We start from the raw sequence: 22,287 nt of genomic DNA on the forward strand, positions 1-22,287 counted from the left end.
TGCCATAAAAAAAATCCGTAATTAGCAAAACTAATTACGGATCATTGACCTTGCGCTTACTCGGTAAGCAGAGCTGCGCGGTTTACTTTATGCTTAACGGCGTTTCGTTTGTTTAACGCGGTTATTATGTTTTTTAACAGCTTTACGAATTTGATTAATTTTAGCGCGTTTATCTTTACGCTTTTCAGGCATTACTGACAACTTAGTTTGTGTTTCACGCCCTAACTTCACCGTTTTACGCAAATAGTTAACGGTCTCGAGTTCAAGCTCAGCCCAACCACCTTGCGGTAGCCGTTTATCAAGCTCTAACTTACCATAACGAATACGAATAAGACGTGACACTTCAACATCTTGAGATTGCCATAAACGACGTACTTCGCGGTTACGTCCTTCAGTTAAAGTAACGTTATACCAACGGTTAATGCCTTCGCCGCCCAGTGGTTTTATATTTAGGAACTTAGCCATACCATCTTCAAGTTCAACACCTTTGGTTAAATTCTTGATGGTTTCAGCGGTGACTTCACCAAATACACGGGCTGAGTATTCACGCTCTACTTCATAGCTTGGGTGCATTAAGCGATTGGCAAGTTCACCATCATTGGTGAACAACATTAAACCGGCAGTATTTATATCTAAACGACCGACTGCAATCCAACGTTCGCCATCAACCCGTGGTAGACGATCAAATACAGTTCTACGTCCTTCAGGATCTTTACGTGTACATAACTCACCTTCAGGTTTGTTATACATAATGACACGGCAAATACGTTCTGCTTTTTCTTCAATTTTAACGGTATGGCCGTCAACACGGATCAAATCTGTTTCTTCAACACGATCGCCCAATTTTGCTACTTTGCCATTTACACTGACGCGATTCGCATCAATGTATTTTTCCATCTCACGTCGCGAACCAACGCCCGCTCTTGCTAAGACTTTTTGTAACTTTTCACCTTGTATACTCATTCGGATAGTTCTCTCACAGAAGGATCACTCAATAACTGGTCGATTTTACTTTGCTGCTGTTTTGGCAGTGGCGGTAAATTATCTAAACCTGTTAACGAAAAATAATCTAAAAATTGTTTAGTTGTCGCATATAAAGCAGGCCTACCCGGCACTTCTTTATGGCCTACAACATGTATCCACTCGCGTTCGAGCAGACTTTTAATAATACCAGAGCCAACAGTTACGCCACGTACCTGCTCTATTTCACCTCGGGTGATTGGCTGCCGATACGCAATAAGGGATAACGTCTCTAATAAGGCACGAGAATATTTAGGTGCTCGTTCTTGCCAAAGGTTATTTAACCAAGGCGCCAAACTCGCACATGCTTGAAATCGAAAGCCACTCCCCACTTCAACTAACCGAATACCTCGGGTTTGATAATGAATTTGGATTTGTTCAATTGCGAGGTTAATGCGCGTCATCGACACACTCAAGTCACTTAATAGCGTTTCTTTTAAGTGTCGCTTACTGAGGGGTTTTCCAGCAACAAAAATAGCCGCTTCAATGATCTCAACAAGTTGCTCATCACTAATTCGTTTTGTAGCCGATTTTGTCACCATAGACACCAAGACGCTGAGGTATATTCAACGCGCTATTATGCCAGAACTATGCAAAGGTTGGAAAAGTTATTATTTAAAAAGACAATATTAGCGGTCATTAACAACCGCTAATATCGAAATGTGCATTAGCACAGCCTATTTTGATCAAATAGTTGCGCCTTGATAGCGTTTCACAAACTCGGTAACCACTTCACCATTACATTGCAAAGAATTAAGATCTGCAATTTTTGCTTTTACTGGCGCCAAACCTTGTTGTAATGCCGTCATGCATAATTGCGTTTCTGTTTTGCTGTTTTTAGCAAACACTGTAATTACTTTTTGTTGGCGAATTTTATCATCACGCTTTTTAGCAATATTGCGAATATCTTCGCCATTACATAAAATGCTTTTTGACTGACGCGATAGATAGACATTATGTTGTGCTGCAACTTTACGCGCGGCAGTAAATCCTTGGTTGGCGCTAATTGAACACAGTTTAGATTCAATTTTTTGATCCGCATTAAAGTATTGTGCCGCACTTGCAGTGTGAGAAAATGCAGTCGTTGCCGCAAACAATGCTAATAATTGTAGTTTCATGATTTACCTTTGGTGGAGTGATAAAGCGAGTGATTTTTGCGCATTATATAGACCAAAAAAGACAAATCAACTGGATTATATAGTTAATCTTTTATTTTAAATTGCATTAACAATTTTTAATCATCATTCATAATTCGTTCATCATTTAAGCAATTTATTTTTAATAAATAAGCACATGTACCACACCTTATTTGATGGTAGAATTTGCCATAATCTGCGAAAAGCTAATTCTAATTTAAGGTCTAGCCATGAAAGTAATTTCATTTAACATTAATGGGCTGCGAGCTCGCCTGCATCAACTACAAGCAATTATTGAGAAACATCAGCCTGATATCATCGGTTTACAAGAAATAAAAGTACACGATGAAGCTTTTCCACTCGAAGATGTGCAAAAGATGGGTTATCACGTGTATTTTCATGGTCAAAAAGCCCATTACGGTGTGGCTATGTTATGCAAAAATGAACCTAAATCTGTAGTTAAAGGGTTTGCAACTGATACTGAAGAATCGCAAAAGCGTATGATCAGTGTCACTGTCAGCCAAGAAAATGGCCGTGATTTAACGGTGATGAATGGCTATTTCCCACAAGGTGATAACATCAGTCATGAAATTAAATTTCCATACAAGCGCCAGTTTTACCGCGATTTAATGACCCATTTAGACACCCATCATAATAATGATGAAGATGTGATTGTGATGGGCGACATCAATATCTCTGCGACCGATCTTGATATTGGTATTGGTGAAGTAAACCGTAAGCGCTGGTTAAAAACAGGTAAATGTTCGTTCCAACCTGAAGAACGTCAATGGCTTGCAACCTTACTGGAGTGGGGCTTTAAAGACACCTTTCGTGAACTTCACCCAGACACAACAGCGCAATACTCATGGTTTGATTATCGTTCAAAAGGTTTTGATGATAACCGTGGCCTGCGTATTGACGTTGTATTAGCAACGCCTGCACTTGCTGAGCGTTGTATTGATGCCGGTATTGATTATGAGCTGCGTGGTATCGAAAAACCATCCGATCACGCCCCCATTTGGTCAACATTTAGCTAATTACATGCATGAGTTAATTACAGCGCCGATAATAAGCAGCAATTTACAAGTAATTGCTTGGCTTATTGTCGGCTGCATTGTTTGGCTCAGTATTAGTAACAAACAATACCAACAGTTACTAGCTACACCAGCACGACAAACCGGCGTGTTCGCTTGCGCTTTAGTGTTTATGCTGCTGTGGCGCATTAAAGCGGGCATATTACCAGGCCTTGAATTACACATTCTTGGTGTTACCGCCATCACACTTATTCTTGGTTGGCGATTTGCATTATTGAGCGCTACGCTTGCCAGCTTACTATTGGCTGCCTTTAATCAAATTAGCATTACACAGTTACCGATACAGTTACTGCTGAGTGCTTACTTGCCGATTTTAGTAAGTTATGGCTTATTTATACTGTGTTACAGCCTGTTGCCACGGCATTTTTTCATCTATATTTTTGTCTGTGCTTTTATTTGTGCCGCTTTAATTGCCTGTTTGAAGATTATTACTGTGAGTGCCTTTTATTATGCGACGGGCAATTATAATTGGTTTGAATTAAGTGAAAATTACCTCTACTTATGTGCCATCATTTGGTTTCCAGAAGCGATGCTCAATGGTATGGCCATCACTTTATTGATCACCTATCGCCCACATTGGGTGAAAACTTTTTACGATAAGGATTACCTAGACTCATGAGTCTTGATTATCAATGCCCGCTTTGCCAGCAATCGCTAATATTACACGCTAATGTACTCAAATGTAGCAACAACCATAGTTTTGATACGGCCAAAGAAGGGTATGTAAATTTATTGCCAGTACAACAAAAAAACTCTAAACAACCGGGCGATAACCTTGATATGGTGCAAGCAAGACGTGCATTTTTAACAACCGGGCATTATCAGTTTTTACAAACAGCCATTGCTCAGCGTGTTGCAACGCACTCTCCACAATGTGTTATCGATTTAGGCTGTGGCGAAGGTTTTTATACGCAAGCGATAGCCAATGCGTGCGATGCCAAGGTTTATGGGGTAGACATTTCAAAATCAGCCATAAAATACGCTGCAAAACGATACTGTAATTGTAATTTTAGCGTAGCATCAATAAGCCAAGCACCGTTTAATGAGGGCATGGCTGATGTGTTGGTGAGTATTTTTGCACCGTTATTTGATGCTGAATTAGCACGATTAGCTAAAGCGGATGGCACACTTATTGTGGCAAGCCCTGGCCCTTGGCATTTAAAAGAGCTGAAGCAATACATTTACCGCGACGTTAATGCACACACGCCCATTAGTGTACCGACAGGCTTTGAGTTGGTTGAGCAAACCTTGTTAGAGCAACAAATAAGCGTGCCATTTAATGACGTGAAAAACCTGATAACTATGACCCCCTTTGCGTGGAAGTTTCGCCCAGAGCATTGGCAACAATTAGCACAACAAGGTGAACAAGTTGTCACCTTGTCATTTTATGTGAGTCAATTTACCCGTCTTACAGATTCTCTTTAGTAAAAGCACGGTCCATTTTATCAAACATATCATTGAGTAAATGGGCCAATTCTGCATATTTAGGTTTATCTTTAGGGGTATGGCCTTGGTAGCCGTTAGCAACCATTTTGCTGTGCAGCTCTTTATACCAATGCTCCATAGCCGGCTCAAGCGCAGTATCTGCACGCTTGCCTAACCACAGTAGACCTTGCAACGGTAACGATACAAAAAACAATGCAATGGCGATTGCTTGAGGTAAAAAACTGCTGCCTAAATAATTAATTTGCATAAATAAAGTGAGCATTGCCAAAATCGGCATGACGGTAATTGCCAACTCAGTGGCTTTAATCACTCTAAACTCCGTGAAAATAGGCGCTAGCTCTTTACGCATCGGCCATTTTTTAGCATATTCACGACCAGTTTGAACTTGTGACATCACACTTTTTTGCATCATGACTCCTAGGTGTCGCTGGTGTATTTATAAATGTTAGCCGAGCGAGTGTATCACATTGATGGCAACATTCCTGTGTAAAATCCCTTCCACCTTTTCGTCCAAAACATATTTTGATCATGGTTTAAACTTACCTTAAATAAATTAATCAGGTAAAATAAACGCACATTAAGTCAACTAGATTTTAGTATAGCCATTGCAATTTATCGACCGTTAACACGGTAACTTTAGTCAATCTAGTTCGATGCTTAGTTATATTACAACTAAGCTTAATGTGCACTTACCGATATTGTCAAAACATGGGATCCTGATATGTCTGCGCAACCTTCATCGCCACACCACGTGCTTGTTCTTAATTGTGGAAGTTCAAGTTTAAAATTCGCTATTTTAGATGCCATCAGCTCTGAAGAAATCATTTCAGGTTTGGCTGAGCGCTTAGGATCATCATCGCCATCTATTAAATACAAATACTTAGGCAAAAAATACCTACTTGAATTGACAGCCAATCAAGCACACAAAGAAGCAATCGACACCCTGGTTAAACTTATTAATGAGCAGAATTTAGCAAGTAACCTCATTGCAGTGGGTCATCGTGTAGTGCATGGTGGTGAGCACTTTACTAAATCAATGCTGATTGATGATGCGGTTATTAAGGGCATTACCCAAGCGGCTACGCTTGCCCCATTACACGGGCATGCAAATTTGTTAGGCATAGCCTCAGCACAAGCCGCCTTTAAAGGATTACCGCAAGTCGCTGTGTTTGACACTGCATTTCATCAAACCATGGAGAAGGTTGCCTATTTATATGCTCTACCTTATAAGCTCTACACAGACTACGGTGTTAGACGCTATGGCTTCCATGGTACCAGCCATTATTATGTAGCAAGTCAAACAGCCGAACTCCTGGATCAACCGATAGAGCAAAGTAACTTTATCAGCGCCCACTTAGGCAATGGTTGTTCAGTCTGCGCGATTAAAAATGGCAAAAGTGTCGATACCAGCATGGGCCTAACGCCGCTGGAAGGTTTGATGATGGGTACCCGCAGCGGTGATATCGACCCTGGGTTATTTAACTTTTTAACCACGCAACTAAATTATGACGCCCAACAAATTGACGATTTATTAAATAAACAAAGCGGCTTACTTGGTATTAGTGAATTGTCAAACGACTGCCGTACTATCGAGGAAGCAGCTGTAGCTGGCAATGAAAAAGCCATTTTAGCACTTGAAATGTTTTGTTATCGCTTAGCGAAACAAGTGGCCGCCTTTATGGTGCCATTGCAGCGCCTTGATGCATTAATTTTTACCGGTGGTATTGGCGAAAACTCCGATATTATTCGTGACAAAGTGATTACTCAACTTGCCTACCTTGGCCTTGATTGTGATAACGGCGCAAACCTTGCAGCCCGCTTTGGCACGCAAGGTGTGATAAGTTCACAACACGCCTCAACAAAAGCGGTGGTCATGCCAACCAACGAAGAATGGGTGATCGCCCGTGATGCCGCCGCAATTGCACAGGAGCTATAACAATGGCACGTCGAATTATGCTAGTTCCAATCTCAACGGGGGTTGGTTTAACTTCAGTATCAGTTGGTTTAGTGCGCGCGCTTGAGCAGAAAACCGTTAAAGTTAACTTTTTCAAACCGATTGCACAACCTCGCTCTGGGGAAACTGGGCCGGAAAAATCAACTCAAATTGTTACGCAAGGATCGGCTATTACCCCTCCCGTGCCTTTTGCTCTTGATTACGCAGAGCAAATGATTGGTGATGGTAAAGGTGATGACTTACTTGAAGAAATAGTCGAGCGCTTTGAAAATGCCATTGGTGATGATGTCGTCGCTATTATAGAAGGCATGGTGCCTACCCGTCGCCAACCTTATGCTGGGCGAGTAAACCGTGAAATCGCGCAAACGCTTGGGGCTGATATTGTATTTGTACTCACTCCCGGCAATGACAGCAATGACCAAATTGAAGACAGATTAGAAATTGCCGCCGGATATTATGGCAGTGTTGATCATGCTCGCGTATTAGGCTGCATTTTTAATAAAGTAAATGCCCCACTGGATGATGAAGGCAGAGCCCGCGCTGACTTGGTTGAATCACACGAGCCGGATGCGCTTGAAAACGAGCTGAACCGTTTAGCGTCACTGCCCATTTTTAGAAAACACCCCTTTATGTTATTAGGCTCGATCCCATGGAATTTTGAGCTGGTGGCACCGCGGGTGAAAGATCTATCAGCCTATTTAAAAGCGCAAATACTCAACGAAGGTGATATGGCGCATCGACGACTGCGTAGTGTCACATTTTGTGCTCGCACTGTGTCTAACATCCTGAGCCATTTTACGCCAGGTGTACTGCTTGTCACGCCAGGTGATCGCTCTGATGTACTAGTTGCAGCCTGTTTGTCAGCTATGAACGGCACTAAAATTGGCGCAATTTTATTAACTGGTGGCTTTAAACCAGAGCCACGGATCATGACTTTATGCGAACAGGCCATGGCCACTGGCTTGCCAATTTTAAGTACCGATGCGGATACATGGCGTACCTCGTTATTGTTACATAACTTTAATATGGAAGTACCCTGTGACGATGTCCAACGTATTGATAAAGTTAAGCATCATAATGCCAGCCACATTGATTCTGATTGGTTAGATACCCTTGCTAAAAGCGTTGGTAAAACCCGGAAAATGTCGCCGCCTGCGTTTCGCTATCTACTTACAGATAAAGCCCGTCAAGCGGCAAAAACGATTGTACTGCCTGAAGGCAATGAACCTCGCACCATTAAAGCCGCGGCTATTTGTGGTCAACGTGGTATTGCAAAAACCATTTTATTAGGCGATCGCGAAGAAATTGAACGTATCGCAATGCAGCAAGGTGTTGAGCTTAACGAAAACGTAACCATTATCGAACCCCAAGATGTGATCAACGATTATGTTGCTCCTATGGTTGAAATTCGTAAAAGCAAAGGGTTAACCGAAGTTGTAGCGCTTGAGCAATTACAAGATAACGTGGTGCTGGGCACTATGATGTTAGAGCGTGGCAAAGTGGATGGTTTAGTTTCTGGTGCGGTTAACACCACAGCGAATACCATTCGCCCACCGCTGCAACTAATAAAAACAGCCCCGGGTTCATCATTGGTATCATCGGTGTTTTTTATGCTCTTACCCGATCAAGTACTGGTATACGGCGATTGCGCGATTAATCCAGATCCAACGGCCGAGCAATTAGCTGATATTGCCATTCAGTCAGCCGATTCTGCTGCTGCATTTGGTATTGAGCCACGCGTTGCAATGATAAGCTACAGTACCGGCACGTCTGGCACTGGCGCGGATGTAGAAAAAGTCCGCCTAGCAACGCAATTAGCACAGCAAAAGCGCCCTGATCTGATCATCGATGGGCCGCTGCAATATGACGCGGCAATTATGGAAAACGTCGCCCTTAAAAAAGCGCCAAATAGCCCTGTGGCGGGTAAAGCGACGGTATTTATTTTCCCAGATTTAAACACCGGAAACACCACTTACAAAGCGGTGCAACGTAGTGCTGATTTGATCAGCATTGGGCCTATGCTGCAAGGTATGCGTAAACCCGTTAATGATCTAAGCCGCGGCGCTTTAGTCGACGATATTGTTTATACAATCGCACTTACCGCTATTCAAGCAGCACAAGTACAGGGTAACTAACGCTTAAAGTAAAGTGATCAAACACTGATCACTTTGCCCTTGCTGTTAATCTAACCCTATTTTAAATAGTCAATAAAATAAGTAAGTTATTAACTTTATACCTCACTACTCCCAATGTTATCCACAGAAATTGTGGACAACATTGGCCTTTTATTTCACCCTGATAATCTATACTATTGATCAGTATATGCTGATGGAAAGCTTTACAATTAAAAAGGGTCCGCAATGTCTAAGCAAACTTTAAAGCTACATAGTACAACCTTTACCATTCATACCCTTGAAGTGACTGCCGTGATCCCACCTGAGTTATTTAACCAGTCTATGTTTGTGGTAGCCAAAACTAAAGATGAATTATCGATTGTGTGCCCTAGTGAGTTTGCCATTGACAGCCTTGATGCTGAACATGATTGGCGCGCGTTAGAAGTTATTGGCCCACTTGGTTTTTCGCTCACTGGGATCATGGCGAATATTTCTGGGGTTTTAGCCAAGGCTAATATCTCTATCTTTGCGATTTCAACTTACGACACTGACTATGTGCTAGTAAAACAACAACGCATTAATGATGCCATGAAAGCATTAAAAAAAGATGGCTATCAGCTACTTAATGACACTAAGTTGGCATAATGAAAAACCTTGAGATTAGCTATTTACCACAGCGACAATTAACGCCAAACAGCATTGCAATTTGCAGTCCGTTTAGCGGTAAAGTCATGCCATTAAATGAGCACCCTGAACCATTTTTTAGCTATGGCACACTGGGCCCTGGCATTATGGTTGCCCTGAGCAATCATAAAATATTAGCGCCTTTTGATGGCACATTATTGCAAGTAAAAAATGCCGGCACTGAATTTATTTTACAGGCTAATAATGGCTTAAAAGTGCTGCTGAATTTACAGTTAGACCCACAGCAACACATTAAGCAAACACACATTGCTCAGCTTAATGGCAGTAAAGTGACAAAAGGTCAGCGACTCGCCTATTTTGATCTCAGAGATCTCAGTAGCCCATTACTCGCCTGCCTGATTTTGCTCAATGGCCATCAGCTTATACCCATGCATTATTCGTTATCCCACGTAAGCGCAGGGATAGACACCCTTTTAACTATCACTAAGAAGTAATTAATATGACCACTCTTTACGGCATCAGTAACTGTGACACTATAAAAAAAGCCAAAAAATATTTAACCGATAACGCCATTGACTATACGTTTCATGACTATCGTAAAGACGGCATAAACCTAGCGATGATCAGCGAGTTTGCCAATCACATCGATTGGCAAGAGTTAGTTAATAAACGCGGCACAACCTATCGCCAATTAACGGATGAACAAAAACAAAATCTTGATAAAGACAGCGCACTGGCCATTTTGGTTGAGCAGCCAGCGATGATCAAACGACCAGTATTAATTCACAATGACACTTACCACTTAGGTTTTAAAGTGGCGCAATACGATGAGATTTTCGCATCATGATCCATCCAGTAATTGAACTTGCTCAAGCCTTGATCCAACGTCGTTCTGTCACGCCTGAAGATGCTGATTGCCAAACGATGATGAATGAGCGTTTACAAGCAATAGGCTTTAATATTGAGTCAATGTTTTTCACTGATACCTTGAATACGTGGGCACGAAAAGGCCAACAGTCACCTCATTTTTGCTTTGCAGGCCATACCGATGTTGTACCGACTGGGCCTGAAAAAAACTGGCAACACCCGCCATTTTCAGGTTTGCTTGCCGATGGCATGCTACATGGTCGCGGCGCTGCTGATATGAAAGGCTCACTCGCTGCGATGATTGTTGCAACGGAGCGCTTTGTTGCAAAACACCCCGATCACAAAGGCTCTATCTCGTTTTTAATCACCTCCGATGAAGAAGGCCCTTTTATCAACGGTACAACCCGCGTGATTGATACCCTAGAAGCGCGCGGTGAAAAAATTGATATGTGCTTAGTCGGTGAGCCATCATCGCGCAATGTATTGGGTGATGTGGTTAAAAATGGTCGCCGTGGTTCTTTAACAGGCTTTTTAACCGTTAAAGGTATTCAAGGACATGTGGCCTATCCGCAACTTGCCTTAAATCCAGTGCACTTGGCCGCCCCGCTACTTACGCAGCTCAGCCAAACAGTGTGGGATAACGGTAATGAGTTTTTCCCTGCAACCAGCTTTCAAATATCGAACATTAATGGTGGCACTGGTGCGGGTAATGTGATCCCGGGTGAACTTGAAGTGCAGTTTAATTTTCGTTTTAGTACTGAAGTCACCCATCAGCAATTACAGCAACGCGTAGTTGATATGTTAGCTGACTATGATTTTGAATATGAGCTGAATTGGATTGTTAATGGTCAGCCATTTATCACCGAAGGCGGACCATTAATTGATGCAACGGTTACAGCAATAAAAGCAGTGACCGGGTTAGACACCGTACTTGAAACCACTGGCGGCACGTCTGATGGACGCTTTATTGCCCAAACGGGCGCAAAGGTGATTGAGCTTGGGCCACGTAATGACACCATTCATAAGGTCAATGAGTGTGTAAGCAGTGACGATCTCATTGCCCTTGCCGATATTTACGAACATATTTTAGAGCAGCTGTTAACATGAGCCAAAGTACACTCACTGCACAACAATTAGCTGAGTGTGCGTGCGGTAAAAATGAGCTGCAGCTTGTTGAGTATCAAGGTTATAAACTGCATAAAGAGATTGTTGACGACTTTATACGCTTACAAAATGCGGCGCGTGATGCGGGCTTTGAACTAGCCATCGCATCTAGCTTTCGGGATTTTGAACGCCAAGCGTTGATCTGGAATGCTAAATTTACTGGACAACGTCCGGTGCTTAATAAACAACAGCAGCACGTTGATTTAGCGAGTATGCCGGATATTGAAAAGTGCCATGCGATTATGCTCTACTCTGCACTGCCAGGTACCAGCCGACATCACTTTGGCACTGATCTTGACATCTTTGATCAAGCCGCCGTGTCAGCAGACTATAAATTGCAGCTAGAGCCGAGCGAATACACTGGAAATGGCCCTTTTTCGGCAATGACTCAGTGGCTTGATAATCATTTAGAAGACTATGGCTTTTACCGTCCTTATCAACAAGACTTAGGGGGCGTTGCGCCCGAGCCTTGGCACATTAGTCATATTCAACAAGCGCAACAGTTAATGCAACACCAGAGTATTGCCGCCTTAACGGATATTATCGAAAACAGTGAAGTTGCGGGCAAAGCCGCTATTTTGGCGCATTTGCCGCAGCTTTATCAGCGCTATGTGTTGAATGTGAGTGCCCCGGCTGTTTAGCCAACATAAACACCAATACAGCGCCGAGAATAACGGCGCTGGCAATCACAAACTGTATACTGAGTTCTTCTTTTAAAAATAACATGCCTGCTAATGCCGCTATGACCGGCACACACAGTTGCACCACCGCAGCCTGACTACTTTTTAACAAAGGCATAGCAACATACCAAATACTGTAACCAATACCCGAAGCCAGTGCACCAGAGGCACAAGCAAGCGCAACCCCCTGCCAGCTAAGCCCCGATAAATGACTAAAACCAATCATAAATAACACAGGTAACGCAAATAAACTACGGGCAAAATTAAAGGTGGTGGTTTTAAGCGGTGAAATACATACCTTACCGCGAATACTGTATATACCCCAGGCTACGCCACTTAGCATCATCAATAGTGCTGGTATCACTGATGGAATAGTTGCCGAGGGCAACATCAGATATACAAAACCAATCACAGCGATAATAAATGCACACCACTGCACAGTGCTGAGCCGCTCTTTATTGTAAATACCCCAACCAATCATGGTTAGCTGCACCGCTGAAAATAAAATAAGCGCACCAGTGCCAGTATCAAGTTCCACATAGGCAATTGAAAAGCAAAGTGCATACACCAATAAGCTGATACTGCTGCGCCAGCTGCCGCGATCATCCACGTCGAGCTCAATATCGTCATTATTATTAGCCGGATTGGCTATTGATTTTGCTTGTATAAGTACGATAAAGCCTAAGCACAGCGCGCCACTGAGTAACCGCAACGCAGTAAAATTCCAAGCATCTATGTAGTTTTGAACTAATGCCATACGGCATAAAAGAGAGTTTGCTGCAAATGCCAGCAAGGCAAGTACCGTGTACAATGTTGCTTTCAAAGTGTTCCTTAGTTAAAACCGTTACTGCACATGCAGCGTGTATGGTTTGTTATGTTGTCGCTGACACCAGCCAACCACGTTCGAGCCATTGATTTATCAAACTGATAAGAAAGCCAGCAATTTGCTCACTGGGTATATCATTTATACAGGATTGCCATAATTGCGCAAAGTTTACCTGTTGTAATCGTAGTGTCAGTGATTGGTATTGGGATAGCACACACTTAGCAACACAGTAAAGTCGATGAGTTTTCGTCATTTAATCGACTACTTATTTGATTATGAAATATTCTAAATTGAAAACTAGCGGCTTTGCTGATCTATTGCAGCTCAGTTACGTAATTATAGAATGAGTGCCTACGATTTTTTACATTGTTTATCATCGCCCTCAGATTAGTTTATGCTAATCTGTATTAACGGTGATAAAAGGAGTGCCATGTGCAACGTAGTGTTATTTTTGGCTTTTGTGCTATTTTAGGTGGATGCAGTACCATTGGATTTGGTGATCTTTTTACTGATTACGCCACTCAAATGACGCCTGTACGCCAAGCAATTAATAGCAATAATATGGCTCAAGCCCAGCAGCTATTGCCAACTAATGGGCAATCGCACAGCAACTACTTGCTCAATCAATTAGAACACGCTCGGTTAAACACGCTAACGAATCAAGATGATACTGCACAACCGCAATATGAAGCGGTCTATCAGCAAATGGAAATAAAACGCCAAGCCGCCAAAGTACAACTCAGTGCAGGGCTTGAACAAAGTAACGCCCTGCTCACCAATGATTCAGTCATCGCGTATACGCCAGCGCCTTATGAAATGAGTATGCTGCATAGCTATAAAGCACTCAGTTATGTTTATCAAAATGATATTGAAGGTGCACTGGTTGAAGTGCGCCGCGCTAATAAAGTACAAACAGATGCATTAACGGCCAATCAAGATGACCTTGATGCCAGCGTAAAAGAAGCGCAAAAGCATTATCCCAGCATGGATGAGGTGATTAAAAACGTAAAAAATGGCTACCAAAATGCGTTTACGTTTTATTTGTCAGGCTTACTTTACCAAAGTAATAAGCAATACGATGATGCCTACATTGATTTTAAAAAAGCGCTGGAGATCAATCCAGAAAACACCTATTTGCAGCAAGATGTACTGCAGCTTGCCAAGCGACAAGGCTTTGATCAAGACTTTGCAGAATTTAAAAAGCGCTTTGGTGAGCCAACTAAGCGCGCCGCTAACAGCGGTGATGTGGTGGTGCTAGTTGAACAAGGGTTAGTGCCAGAAAAAGATGAGTTTGTATTGCGTTTGCCGATTTATACATCCCGTGGCGATGCGCGCTTTTACAGTTTAGCGATGCCCGTTTATAAAGATAACGCATTTATACCCGCGATTAACAAAATTAGTATCGCAGCACAGGTTTTACCATTGAGCCCCTTGGTACGCCTAGAAGCATTAGCGGCAAAAACCCTTGAAGAGCAAACACCGGCGAGAGTCTCTCGGCAAATATTGCGTTTAGTAGCAAAAGAAAAAGTACGTGCAGAATTAGCACGCAGTGGCGGCGATGTCGGCAATATTCTCGCGAATATTTACAACTTAGCGTCAGAGCAAGCGGATACCCGTAGTTGGTTGACGCTGCCCAATCAAATAAGTGTCGCGCGTACCCAGCTCGCTGCAGGGGATCATGTATTAAAACTTGGTGCTCATAGCGACATAAACTTTACCGTTAGTAAGCAAGGGTTAACCTTGATTTATCTAACCTCTATTAACAACTATTTTAATTCCCATGTAGTGCAACTTTAGGAGCTACCATGAAATATTTAGTGCCATTATTAGCGGTGTGTCTACTGGCAGCCTGTACAAGTAGACCAACCACATCAGGTATTAGTGTTGAACAAGCTTCAGCACAATACCAGCAACAGTTAAAAGTAGATAACCCTGAACTAGCTAAAAAACTGGCCATCACTGATGTAAAGACTCGCCAAACTAATCAGTTAACCGATGTCGTAGTGACACTGTCTAGCCAATATAAAAAGTCACAATATTTGCAGTACCAGTTTACTTGGTACGACGGAGATGGTTTTGTGATCAAAGGCAATCATTCACCTTGGCAAGCGCTGACTTTATTTGGCTTTGCTAATATGCAGCTACCTGGCCTTGCACCGACAGCCGATGCAGTCACATTTTCATTAGCAGTTCGCGAAGTATCGACTGAAGCACAAGAATTTAAAAAGTAAAGGACACCACTATGAATACTGAAAACACAACGAAAAAACCAACATTTAAAGCACTCTCTGGTTTTGCTTTACTTGGCTTAAGCGCTTTAGCGCTCAGTGGCTGTGCTAATAAAGCGGTGGTTAGCTACGGTGACGCACAAGCTGTTGAAACAACCGATATTAACTTTGGTTCAACCGACTTGCAAAAAGTCGCTACGCAAATGACCGATTCGCTGCTGGCTTCGCCAGTGGTGGGTACTATGACCGCTAATACACGCCCAGTGGTATTTGTTGAACGTATTAAAAACAAAACCAGTGAGCATATTGATACTGAATCGATCACTGATTCAATTTCAACCCAACTACTGCGCAGCGGTAAATTCCGTTTTGTGGATATGGGCCGTGTAGAAGCGGTAAGAGAGCAACTTAACTTTCAAAATGTTGATGCATTAGTTGACCCTTCAACTGCAGTGGCCTTTGGTCAACAAGTGGGCGCGCAATATATGCTGTATGGCAATTTATCAAGCATTGTTAAGTCAAACAAAGATAAAGCCGATGTGTACTATAAATTTACCATGCGCTTAATGGATTTAAAAAGTGGCTTAGTCGAATGGGCTGACGAAACAGAAATTCGGAAAACCCGAGAAAAATCAACCTTTGGCTGGTAATGCAGCTTAGGAGGTAAATGATGAATAAACTCATAATTGGGCTGTGTACAGCCCTGCTCATCAGTAATCCAAGTTTTGCGGCATATGAGCGAAATAAAGCCGTGCCCGTACAGCAAGTTCTGTTTGGCAATGTGCAATCAGTGCGTAATATTACTGAACAAGAACTGGTGCAAGACAAAAATAGTGGTTGGAAAACCTTTGGCGGCGCCTTACTAGGTGGTGTGATCGGTAATCAATTTGGTGGTGGCAGCGGCCGCACCGCCGCGACTATTTTAGGCTCTGTAATTGGTGGCAGCGTTGCGCATAACCGCCAACAAGGCAGTCATTACAACCAATATCATTTGGTTGAATTAATGATCAAAGTTGAAAACGGTAAGCAATTTATGGTGGTTCAAGACAAAGACAGTCAAATGACCTTTAACACCGGTGACAGCGTGCGCTTAGTGTATTTATCAGATAACACCGTCCGCGTTGATAAAGCCTACTGAGTTTAGCTAGTCTGATCTGAAATGAAAAAAGCGAGCCATCATTTAACTATGAGCTCGCTTTTTTATTGTTGCCAAGTATTAACTCTTAACTTTGCCGATAATTATTAAAGAAGCGCTGCATCTTGCCCATCGCGGTCGTTAAATCATCTTTATTAGGCAAAAACACCAATCTAAAGTGATCAGGGCTAGGCCAGTTAAATGCCCTACCATGCACTAACAATATTTTTTCTGCTTTGAGTAAATCGAGGATCATTTTTTCATCATTTTTGATATTAAAACGTTCTGTATCCACTTTAGCAAAAGCGTACAAAGCCCCTTTTGGTTTTAGACAAGAAATACCATCTATGGCATTCAAACCACGCCAGGCGATATCACGTTGTTCGTACAAGCGCCCACCAGGATTAATTAACTCATCAATTGATTGTACGCCTCCTAACGCTTGCTGAATCGCATATTGCGCAGGCACATTAGCGCATAAACGCATTGAAGCTAAAATATCTAAACCTTTGCGTAAATCGTCCATGACCGAGGTGCGACCACTGAGTACCATCCAGCCCATCCGTAAACCTGCTGCGCGGTAAGTTTTCGCTAAGCCGTTAAAGGTGATGATCGGCACGTCATCACAAAGCGCACCAATAGAGCTATGGGTGATCCCGTCATATAAAATCTTTTCGTAGATTTCATCGCTTAATAACAATAACTTATGCTCACGAGCTACGTCTATTAACTGTTGTAATAACGCATCATCGTATACCGCACCAGTCGGATTATTTGGGTTGATCAACACCAACGCTTTGGTCTTTGAGGTGATTTTGCTACGAATATCAGCAATATCTGGAAACCAATCTTGTTCTTCATCACATAAATAATGAACGGGGTTACCCCCTGCCAATTTCACTGACGCTGTCCATAATGGGTAGTCCGGTGCAGGGATCAACACTTCATCATCATTATTGAGTAACGCCTGAGTCGTCATTTGAATTAATTCACTGACGCCATTACCAATATAAATATTATCTACGTCTAGATTGTATAAACCGCGTTGTTGGTAGTGCTGATAAATAGCCACACGGGCTGAGTAGAGGCCTTTCGAGTCACAATAGCCTTGGGCTGAATATAAGTTACGAATAATATCACGGTGCATATCTTCTGGCATATCAAAGCCAAACGCCGCGGGATTACCAATATTCAATTTTAAAACTTTTTGGCCTTCATCTTCCATTTTGCGAGCCTGTACTAACACTGGCCCACGAATGTCATAACAAACGCCTTGTAATTTATGACTCTTTTTAATTTCTGACATTTTTACCTCTACTAGTGGAACAACTAGATTACCCTAGTAGAGGGGCCAAATACTAGTGTATTTAAGGCTTTAAAACTGAAATAAATTCACGTCTGAGTATATGGCTAACGGCTTTGCAACCAATCAGTTAACTTTGCCTTTGAGCCCGCAACTTGGCTATCTAGTTGTTGTGATGCCTCGAGTGCCTGCGCCGTATTATGATTGTTCAAACTTTGCTCGATTGTCCTTGCCACTTCCGACAAACTACTCGCTCCAAATTGCGCGGCGTTCGACTTTAAGCTATGAGCATGACGGCTGGCGACTTGAATATCGTTATGGATCGTTGCTAATATTGCTGAGCTTAAGCGCTCAAATTCAGCGCAGCAAAACACCAATGTATCACTAAATTGCTCTCCTAATAACGATTCCATACTTTCCAATGCGTTTTCATCAATGATAATTGTGTTCATTCTTTATCCTTTTTTACTCATGCAACACGACATCAGTAACTTATGTTAATTATAGACCCTAGAGTCTGCTTATCTTTCGAGGTTAAACTTGCAGTAATGTGCATACCCTAATGTTATCTCGAAAAAAAAACCAACTAATCGTCTCATTCAGCGTATAATTAACGGGTTTTTCAACTATTCACAAATAAATAGATTATTTTATGTCTCGTTCACTGTGTGCTCATTGTAAATTTAGCTTATCAACTTGCCTTTGTGAAGATTTATCAGTGCTTGATAATAAACTTAAAATTATTATTTTACAGGATCCTAACGAAATCAAAGTGAGTAAAAACACAGCGCGCTTATTAACGCTTTGTCTAACTCAATGTGAACTAATTATTGGTGAAACGCAGACTGACTTCAGTATCTTAGAAAAACTCCCCAGCACCTCAACAGCACTGCTCTACCCTGCTGAAGATGCCATTTTGTTAGATGATGCGAGCATTTCAACCAAAAAGTTTACCGCGCAGTTAAGCCATTTAATTGTGCTTGATGGCACATGGAAAAAAGCATTTAAGCTAATGCAATTGACCCCTGCGCTAAACAACTTTAAGAAAGTCAGCTTTGCCACAATTCCACCAAATCGCTACCGCATTCGTAAAGCCCCACGCGAAGATAGTTTGTCGACCTTAGAAGCGGTAGCACATAGCTTAGCGTTAATTGAACACGCAAACCCAGCAGCTTTATATCAAGCACTAGAAGCGCTTAACAACAAACAAACTCAGTTTATGCCGGAGCATGTTAAAGCCCGCTATCAAGTAAAATGACGGCTAAAAATCGCTTACAACGCGGGTTTTACCGCCAAGGGCCCAATTATCGCTTTGATGACCAAGTTGATTTTAACGATATTCGTGACACTTTTGGCTTTCGTACTATGGTGGTTGGTAAATGGGTTAGTAAAGAAGAGCGCTTTATTAGTGCTAATTTGATCTATGATGCCTTAGCTGATTTAGCCCAAATTCTGCAAGTTCCCCCTAACGCGATTGGCCTCAGAGGAAAGCTTAACTTTGCCTTTGGTCATGGCGGTCAACAACACGTGCAGGCGCATTATAATAGCCGAACACGTACCCTTGCACTGGCAAAAAATGCCGGAGCTGGCGCGCTGGCCCATGAATGGTTTCATGCCTTTGATCATCATATTACCGGGCATGTTTTTCCCGCACACTCAAAAAACCATTTTGCATCGAAACTGTGGCTTGAACATCCTATAGCGCCATCCCATTCGCTCAACTTAGCGCTAAATAAGTTTTACCAGAGTGTATTTTTAGAGCCAACAGGTGAAAACGCCAATCACTATGTACAACAATGTATCGCATTTGATAAACACCATCAGCAATATTATATGAGCATGCCTGAAGAGTTAGCCGCACGTAGCTTTGAAGCCTGTATTGCCCAAAATGAGCAAATCATTAATCATTTTTTAGTATCGGGTATCAATAGTTCAGGCCTTATTTACCCTGACAATAACACCTTGACCACCTGCAACCGGGCGCTTAATAATTATTTTTCTCGATTAGGCCAATTGCTCTTTCATCATCACGTGTAACTAACGAAGTGTTTTCAAGGTTTTTCTCAAGCCACAGCATATAATCAACAAACGTTAAAGGCCGTGAAAAGTAATATCCTTGGCCAATTTCACAGCCGTAACTTTGCAATTTAACCATACTTTGGCTGTCCTCAATCCCTTCAGCAACAACATAAGAACCCAACGATTTAGCAATATCGCAGGTCGCGCGACAGATTGTTTGATCATTCTTTGAATACTCAATGTTCATCACAAATTGCTTATCTATTTTTATTTCATCAAAGCCCATTTTGCTCAAATACGCCAGTGATGAATAGCCAGTGCCAAAATCATCAATGGCTATTTTAACGCCAATTAAACGGTAATCATTCAGTGCATTCTTTATATCAACGCCTTCAAAAAGCGTCGCAGACTCGGTCAGCTCTAGCATTATGTTACTCGCATTAAGCTTAAACTCATCCAGTAATGTAATAAATAACACGGGTAAATCTTTACACATTAAATCTTTAGCAGAAATATTGATGGAAATAATATGCTCCGGCAATAATGCCGTCATTTGTTTTTGGTAAATCAACGCGTGCGTAATAACCCATTCGGTTAGCTCTGAAATGATCCCAGATGATTCAGCTATCGGAATAAATAGATCCGGCGGCACATGCCCAAATTGTGGGTGTTCCCAGCGCAATAAGGCTTCACACCCATGTACTTTCCCTGTGTTTAAATCAACCTGAGGTTGGAAAAACAAGCTAAGTTGATCATATTCAATCGCTTCTTTTAAAGCTGATGCTATGGCGATACGACGCTGCGAAAGAGTGACATTTTCAATATTAAACATATGCCAACGTTCACCATGCAATGGTTTTGCACCCAATGCTTGTAAGCCGCGCTGGATCAATTGCGAAGCTGTACTTGCATGTAACGGGTAATTTGCCACGCCAATATCAACTTTATCAATTAAATGAAGCCGTTTATGGGTAATGCCATCAGCAAACACACTGTTGATCACACACACCAACTGCTCTATTTGGCTCAACTCTAGCCTACCAAGTACTACCACTGCATAAGTACTGTCATCAAGTCGAACAATACTTCGTGCTCCTTGTGTATTCGTTTCAACGCACAATACATTCATTGAGGCTAATTGCTGCGTCAATTTATTCATAATCACTTTTATATGTTCATTGACATGCTCATAACCAAAATTTGCCCGTGCATTCGACAATACTGCGGGCCTAAATAGCAATATAGAATGCGCTGTGGTTAGTTTTACTTGGCTATCAAGGCGTTTTATTAGTAACAGTTTATTCGGTAGTTTTGTTTCATCATCATGAGTGAGATTATGGTTATATTGCTTAACACGTTTTCGTTCATGAATAAGTAACGCCATCACAAACGCCAATGCATTTACCACAATTAATACATCATTAAATGGGAATAACTGTGCACCAGCCACCAATGTTGCTTGCCAACACAGCGTTTGTAAAATGACAGCACACCAGACAATTAAAAACTCATACTGGATTGGTTGTTTGGTGTTACTACGCCAATAAAAAAATAAATAACTTAGCAGCACTAGCATAAAACCCAAACTCAAAGTCACAACAACAAAGTGCACTGATTGCTTCATAAAACAACTTAAAATTGCTGTCATACTAAATAAGCTAACATACGCTAATAACTTATACTGACGTGGTTTTAAAATATTCTGTGATTGTAAATAATGAATAAAGCAAAAGCTGATCACCGCCAGTGCCATCACTTGAAATGAAAACTGTAGCTTTGCATACCATAAAGGTAACAGCGCATCACTAACATAATTCAATACCCCTTGCGCTATTAAAAACTCACTTAATATACACCCAAGATAAGCAAGTAAATAAAGTGCTTTAGTTTGATGTGACAAAATGTAAACAGTGCCAGCAATCGTAATACACAGCAGTAATACGCCGATAATTAATATAAAATTTCGCAGTTTAGTATTTACTAACTCAATAAATTGTTGATCCGTAGCAAAACCAATGTTGATCCACTCATCATCATTGTGGCGAGCGGATAGCACAGCCCAATGCGCCCTGTCGGCGGTAAATACTACGTGGGGCAACACCTTATTAATGGCGCGGTGAGCTTCATTATTTACTGCAACTAGCTGGTTAAAATTGTCATCTAGGGTGTAAAAATCAACGTGTGATAAATGAACATTATCAGCATAAATAACGTTTGACTGTGATTGTTGGTACTGAGATAAATCAATAATAAACCAATAGTCTTGCTCGGCTTTCAACCGAACCTGTGATAAGTCTGATTTAGCGTAGGCTGTTATTGCATGTTGTAGCAAGGGTTTGGCAGTTTCAAAGGGAGCATTCGCTGGCACGATCCAGCCTGTCACAACGGAGTCATTTGCAGCTATCGCACACGATGAAGCAGCGATACTAAAAAGTACGAGCAAAAAATTTATAAACACTGTTCGTGCGAATGTACTTACCTGAATCACTGTCACTCCATGTGCTTTTAACATATATAGCTAATTAGCCCCAAGATCCGAACATCATTGGCATTAAAAGCAAAGCATTGATTATAAAGTAACGCTTGAGATTAAGCCCAGTGAAACGCTGAATTCTCTACCTTGATGTAATTAAGCTATAGTACATTGCAAAAAGAT

Annotated in this window: 25 protein-coding genes; 16 read left to right on the forward strand and 9 right to left on the reverse strand. The window is 41.8% G+C overall.

Features of this window, described 5'->3' with window-relative positions; genetic code table 11:
• Positions 1–93: 93 nt before the first annotated feature.
• The 3 genes from rluB to ENH88_RS21750 form a co-directional block, all read right to left on the reverse strand.
• On the reverse strand, positions 94–963 hold the full coding sequence (gene rluB / locus ENH88_RS21740; RefSeq protein WP_064666048.1) for a 23S rRNA pseudouridine(2605) synthase RluB: 870 nt from the start codon (positions 961–963) through the stop codon (positions 94–96).
• On the reverse strand, positions 960–1,562 hold the full coding sequence (scpB, locus tag ENH88_RS21745) for an SMC-Scp complex subunit ScpB (RefSeq protein WP_304185549.1): 603 nt from the start codon (positions 1,560–1,562) through the stop codon (positions 960–962). Before scpB ends, rluB begins: the two co-directional genes overlap by 4 nt.
• Before the next feature lie 144 nt (positions 1,563–1,706).
• On the reverse strand, positions 1,707–2,138 hold the full coding sequence (locus tag ENH88_RS21750; protein WP_304185551.1) for an exonuclease III: 432 nt from the start codon (positions 2,136–2,138) through the stop codon (positions 1,707–1,709).
• Positions 2,139–2,386: 248 nt separating this feature from the next.
• On the opposite strand from ENH88_RS21750, the gene xthA reads away from it, so the two are divergent.
• The 3 genes from xthA to rlmA are packed head-to-tail and all read left to right on the forward strand — an operon-like array spanning position 2,387 to position 4,675.
• On the forward strand, positions 2,387–3,193 hold the full coding sequence (xthA, locus tag ENH88_RS21755; RefSeq protein ID WP_304185552.1) for an exodeoxyribonuclease III: 807 nt from the start codon (positions 2,387–2,389) through the stop codon (positions 3,191–3,193).
• Between the two features lie 28 nt (positions 3,194–3,221).
• A complete protein-coding gene (locus ENH88_RS21760) occupies positions 3,222–3,869 on the forward strand; it encodes an energy-coupling factor ABC transporter permease (protein ID WP_304185644.1) in 648 nt (215 codons plus the stop codon).
• The gene (rlmA, locus tag ENH88_RS21765; RefSeq protein WP_304185554.1) at positions 3,866–4,675 is read left to right on the forward strand and encodes a 23S rRNA (guanine(745)-N(1))-methyltransferase; all 810 of its coding nucleotides are present in this window, start codon (positions 3,866–3,868) and stop codon (positions 4,673–4,675) included. The genes ENH88_RS21760 and rlmA overlap by 4 nt, the downstream gene beginning before the upstream one ends.
• Here the strand turns inward: rlmA and yfbV are convergent.
• The gene (gene yfbV, locus ENH88_RS21770) at positions 4,659–5,105 is read right to left on the reverse strand and encodes a terminus macrodomain insulation protein YfbV (RefSeq protein WP_304185645.1); all 447 of its coding nucleotides are present in this window, start codon (positions 5,103–5,105) and stop codon (positions 4,659–4,661) included. The genes rlmA and yfbV overlap by 17 nt on opposite strands.
• A 312-nt stretch (positions 5,106–5,417) precedes the next feature.
• Here yfbV and ENH88_RS21775 point away from each other — a divergent pair, with 312 nt between their 5' ends.
• From ENH88_RS21775 to ENH88_RS21805, 7 genes are all read left to right on the forward strand, one after another.
• On the forward strand, positions 5,418–6,632 hold the full coding sequence (locus tag ENH88_RS21775) for an acetate kinase (protein ID WP_304185557.1): 1,215 nt from the start codon (positions 5,418–5,420) through the stop codon (positions 6,630–6,632).
• A gap of 2 nt (positions 6,633–6,634) precedes the next feature.
• A complete protein-coding gene (gene pta / locus ENH88_RS21780) occupies positions 6,635–8,785 on the forward strand; it encodes a phosphate acetyltransferase (protein WP_064666041.1) in 2,151 nt (716 codons plus the stop codon).
• Between the two features lie 225 nt (positions 8,786–9,010).
• Positions 9,011–9,409 carry an ACT domain-containing protein gene (locus ENH88_RS21785; RefSeq protein WP_064666040.1) on the forward strand — a complete coding sequence of 133 codons (399 nt, stop codon included), beginning with the start codon at positions 9,011–9,013 and terminating at the stop codon, positions 9,407–9,409.
• On the forward strand, positions 9,409–9,903 hold the full coding sequence (locus ENH88_RS21790; protein WP_304185560.1) for a PTS glucose transporter subunit IIA: 495 nt from the start codon (positions 9,409–9,411) through the stop codon (positions 9,901–9,903). The genes ENH88_RS21785 and ENH88_RS21790 overlap by 1 nt, the downstream gene beginning before the upstream one ends.
• Positions 9,904–9,908: 5 nt before the next feature.
• The gene (locus tag ENH88_RS21795) at positions 9,909–10,256 is read left to right on the forward strand and encodes an ArsC family reductase (protein ID WP_192540674.1); all 348 of its coding nucleotides are present in this window, start codon (positions 9,909–9,911) and stop codon (positions 10,254–10,256) included.
• Positions 10,253–11,383, forward strand: a complete 1,131-nt coding sequence (gene dapE, locus ENH88_RS21800; protein WP_192540673.1) for a succinyl-diaminopimelate desuccinylase — start codon at positions 10,253–10,255, stop codon at positions 11,381–11,383. The genes ENH88_RS21795 and dapE overlap by 4 nt, the downstream gene beginning before the upstream one ends.
• Positions 11,380–12,081, forward strand: a complete 702-nt coding sequence (locus tag ENH88_RS21805; RefSeq protein ID WP_304185565.1) for a M15 family metallopeptidase — start codon at positions 11,380–11,382, stop codon at positions 12,079–12,081. Before dapE ends, ENH88_RS21805 begins: the two co-directional genes overlap by 4 nt.
• Here the strand turns inward: ENH88_RS21805 and ENH88_RS21810 are convergent.
• Positions 12,014–12,943: a DMT family transporter gene (locus tag ENH88_RS21810; protein ID WP_304185567.1), complete on the reverse strand. Its 930-nt coding sequence runs from the start codon at positions 12,941–12,943 to the stop codon at positions 12,014–12,016. The genes ENH88_RS21805 and ENH88_RS21810 overlap by 68 nt on opposite strands.
• 49 nt (positions 12,944–12,992) lie before the next feature.
• Positions 12,993–13,199: a hypothetical protein gene (locus ENH88_RS21815; RefSeq protein WP_304185569.1), complete on the reverse strand. Its 207-nt coding sequence runs from the start codon at positions 13,197–13,199 to the stop codon at positions 12,993–12,995.
• Between the two features lie 179 nt (positions 13,200–13,378).
• Between ENH88_RS21815 and ENH88_RS21820 the strand changes: the two genes are divergently transcribed.
• The 4 genes from ENH88_RS21820 to ENH88_RS21835 are packed head-to-tail and all read left to right on the forward strand — an operon-like array spanning position 13,379 to position 16,312.
• Positions 13,379–14,743: a COG3014 family protein gene (locus ENH88_RS21820; RefSeq protein WP_304185570.1), complete on the forward strand. Its 1,365-nt coding sequence runs from the start codon at positions 13,379–13,381 to the stop codon at positions 14,741–14,743.
• 8 nt (positions 14,744–14,751) lie between these two features.
• Positions 14,752–15,177, forward strand: a complete 426-nt coding sequence (locus tag ENH88_RS21825) for a YcfL family protein (protein WP_304185572.1) — start codon at positions 14,752–14,754, stop codon at positions 15,175–15,177.
• Between the two features lie 11 nt (positions 15,178–15,188).
• Positions 15,189–15,824: a penicillin-binding protein activator LpoB gene (gene lpoB, locus ENH88_RS21830; protein WP_304185573.1), complete on the forward strand. Its 636-nt coding sequence runs from the start codon at positions 15,189–15,191 to the stop codon at positions 15,822–15,824.
• A gap of 20 nt (positions 15,825–15,844) precedes the next feature.
• A complete protein-coding gene (locus tag ENH88_RS21835) occupies positions 15,845–16,312 on the forward strand; it encodes a glycine zipper 2TM domain-containing protein (RefSeq protein WP_304185647.1) in 468 nt (155 codons plus the stop codon).
• Positions 16,313–16,397: 85 nt separating this feature from the next.
• Here the strand turns inward: ENH88_RS21835 and ENH88_RS21840 are convergent, their stop codons facing one another.
• Positions 16,398–17,615 (reverse strand): pyridoxal phosphate-dependent aminotransferase, encoded by a 1,218-nt coding sequence (locus ENH88_RS21840; protein WP_304185574.1) that lies wholly within the window; start codon positions 17,613–17,615, stop codon positions 16,398–16,400.
• 104 nt (positions 17,616–17,719) lie between these two features.
• A complete protein-coding gene (locus ENH88_RS21845) occupies positions 17,720–18,064 on the reverse strand; it encodes an Hpt domain-containing protein (protein WP_304185575.1) in 345 nt (114 codons plus the stop codon).
• Between the two features lie 200 nt (positions 18,065–18,264).
• On the opposite strand from ENH88_RS21845, the gene ENH88_RS21850 reads away from it, so the two are divergent.
• Positions 18,265–18,870 carry a tRNA-uridine aminocarboxypropyltransferase gene (locus ENH88_RS21850; protein WP_304185577.1) on the forward strand — a complete coding sequence of 202 codons (606 nt, stop codon included), beginning with the start codon at positions 18,265–18,267 and terminating at the stop codon, positions 18,868–18,870.
• Positions 18,867–19,649, forward strand: coding sequence for a CLCA_X family protein (locus ENH88_RS21855; protein ID WP_304185579.1), 783 nt, complete (start codon positions 18,867–18,869; stop codon positions 19,647–19,649). The genes ENH88_RS21850 and ENH88_RS21855 overlap by 4 nt, the downstream gene beginning before the upstream one ends.
• On the opposite strand, the gene ENH88_RS21860 is transcribed toward ENH88_RS21855, so the two are convergent.
• A complete protein-coding gene (locus tag ENH88_RS21860) occupies positions 19,597–22,014 on the reverse strand; it encodes a putative bifunctional diguanylate cyclase/phosphodiesterase (RefSeq protein ID WP_304185581.1) in 2,418 nt (805 codons plus the stop codon). The two genes, ENH88_RS21855 and ENH88_RS21860, sit on opposite strands and share 53 nt — an antisense overlap.
• Between the last annotated feature and the right edge of the window lie 273 nt (positions 22,015–22,287).

It is taken from the genome of Pseudoalteromonas prydzensis, from assembly GCF_011050055.1.
Taxonomy (GTDB): Bacteria; Pseudomonadota; Gammaproteobacteria; order Enterobacterales; family Alteromonadaceae; genus Pseudoalteromonas; species Pseudoalteromonas prydzensis_A.

What these genes read in the sequence shown, in the direction of transcription:
- ENH88_RS21795 (WP_192540674.1), top strand. Translation starts at nt 9,909, where the DNA reads ATGACCACTCTTTACGGCATCAGTAACTGTGACACTATAAAAAAAGCC.
- pta (WP_064666041.1), top strand. Translation starts at nt 6,635, where the DNA reads ATGGCACGTCGAATTATGCTAGTTCCAATCTCAACGGGGGTTGGTTTA.
- ENH88_RS21840 (WP_304185574.1), bottom strand. Translation starts at nt 17,615, where the DNA reads ATGTCAGAAATTAAAAAGAGTCATAAATTACAAGGCGTTTGTTATGAC.
- ENH88_RS21785 (WP_064666040.1), top strand. Translation starts at nt 9,011, where the DNA reads ATGTCTAAGCAAACTTTAAAGCTACATAGTACAACCTTTACCATTCAT.
- dapE (WP_192540673.1), top strand. Translation starts at nt 10,253, where the DNA reads ATGATCCATCCAGTAATTGAACTTGCTCAAGCCTTGATCCAACGTCGT.
- ENH88_RS21775 (WP_304185557.1), top strand. Translation starts at nt 5,418, where the DNA reads ATGTCTGCGCAACCTTCATCGCCACACCACGTGCTTGTTCTTAATTGT.
- xthA (WP_304185552.1), top strand. Translation starts at nt 2,387, where the DNA reads ATGAAAGTAATTTCATTTAACATTAATGGGCTGCGAGCTCGCCTGCAT.
- ENH88_RS21750 (WP_304185551.1), bottom strand. Translation starts at nt 2,138, where the DNA reads ATGAAACTACAATTATTAGCATTGTTTGCGGCAACGACTGCATTTTCT.
- ENH88_RS21825 (WP_304185572.1), top strand. Translation starts at nt 14,752, where the DNA reads ATGAAATATTTAGTGCCATTATTAGCGGTGTGTCTACTGGCAGCCTGT.
- rluB (WP_064666048.1), bottom strand. Translation starts at nt 963, where the DNA reads ATGAGTATACAAGGTGAAAAGTTACAAAAAGTCTTAGCAAGAGCGGGC.
- ENH88_RS21835 (WP_304185647.1), top strand. Translation starts at nt 15,845, where the DNA reads ATGAATAAACTCATAATTGGGCTGTGTACAGCCCTGCTCATCAGTAAT.
- ENH88_RS21790 (WP_304185560.1), top strand. Translation starts at nt 9,409, where the DNA reads ATGAAAAACCTTGAGATTAGCTATTTACCACAGCGACAATTAACGCCA.
- ENH88_RS21850 (WP_304185577.1), top strand. Translation starts at nt 18,265, where the DNA reads ATGTCTCGTTCACTGTGTGCTCATTGTAAATTTAGCTTATCAACTTGC.
- ENH88_RS21845 (WP_304185575.1), bottom strand. Translation starts at nt 18,064, where the DNA reads ATGAACACAATTATCATTGATGAAAACGCATTGGAAAGTATGGAATCG.
- scpB (WP_304185549.1), bottom strand. Translation starts at nt 1,562, where the DNA reads ATGGTGACAAAATCGGCTACAAAACGAATTAGTGATGAGCAACTTGTT.
- lpoB (WP_304185573.1), top strand. Translation starts at nt 15,189, where the DNA reads ATGAATACTGAAAACACAACGAAAAAACCAACATTTAAAGCACTCTCT.
- ENH88_RS21855 (WP_304185579.1), top strand. Translation starts at nt 18,867, where the DNA reads ATGACGGCTAAAAATCGCTTACAACGCGGGTTTTACCGCCAAGGGCCC.
- ENH88_RS21815 (WP_304185569.1), bottom strand. Translation starts at nt 13,199, where the DNA reads ATGACGAAAACTCATCGACTTTACTGTGTTGCTAAGTGTGTGCTATCC.
- ENH88_RS21805 (WP_304185565.1), top strand. Translation starts at nt 11,380, where the DNA reads ATGAGCCAAAGTACACTCACTGCACAACAATTAGCTGAGTGTGCGTGC.
- rlmA (WP_304185554.1), top strand. Translation starts at nt 3,866, where the DNA reads ATGAGTCTTGATTATCAATGCCCGCTTTGCCAGCAATCGCTAATATTA.
- yfbV (WP_304185645.1), bottom strand. Translation starts at nt 5,105, where the DNA reads ATGCAAAAAAGTGTGATGTCACAAGTTCAAACTGGTCGTGAATATGCT.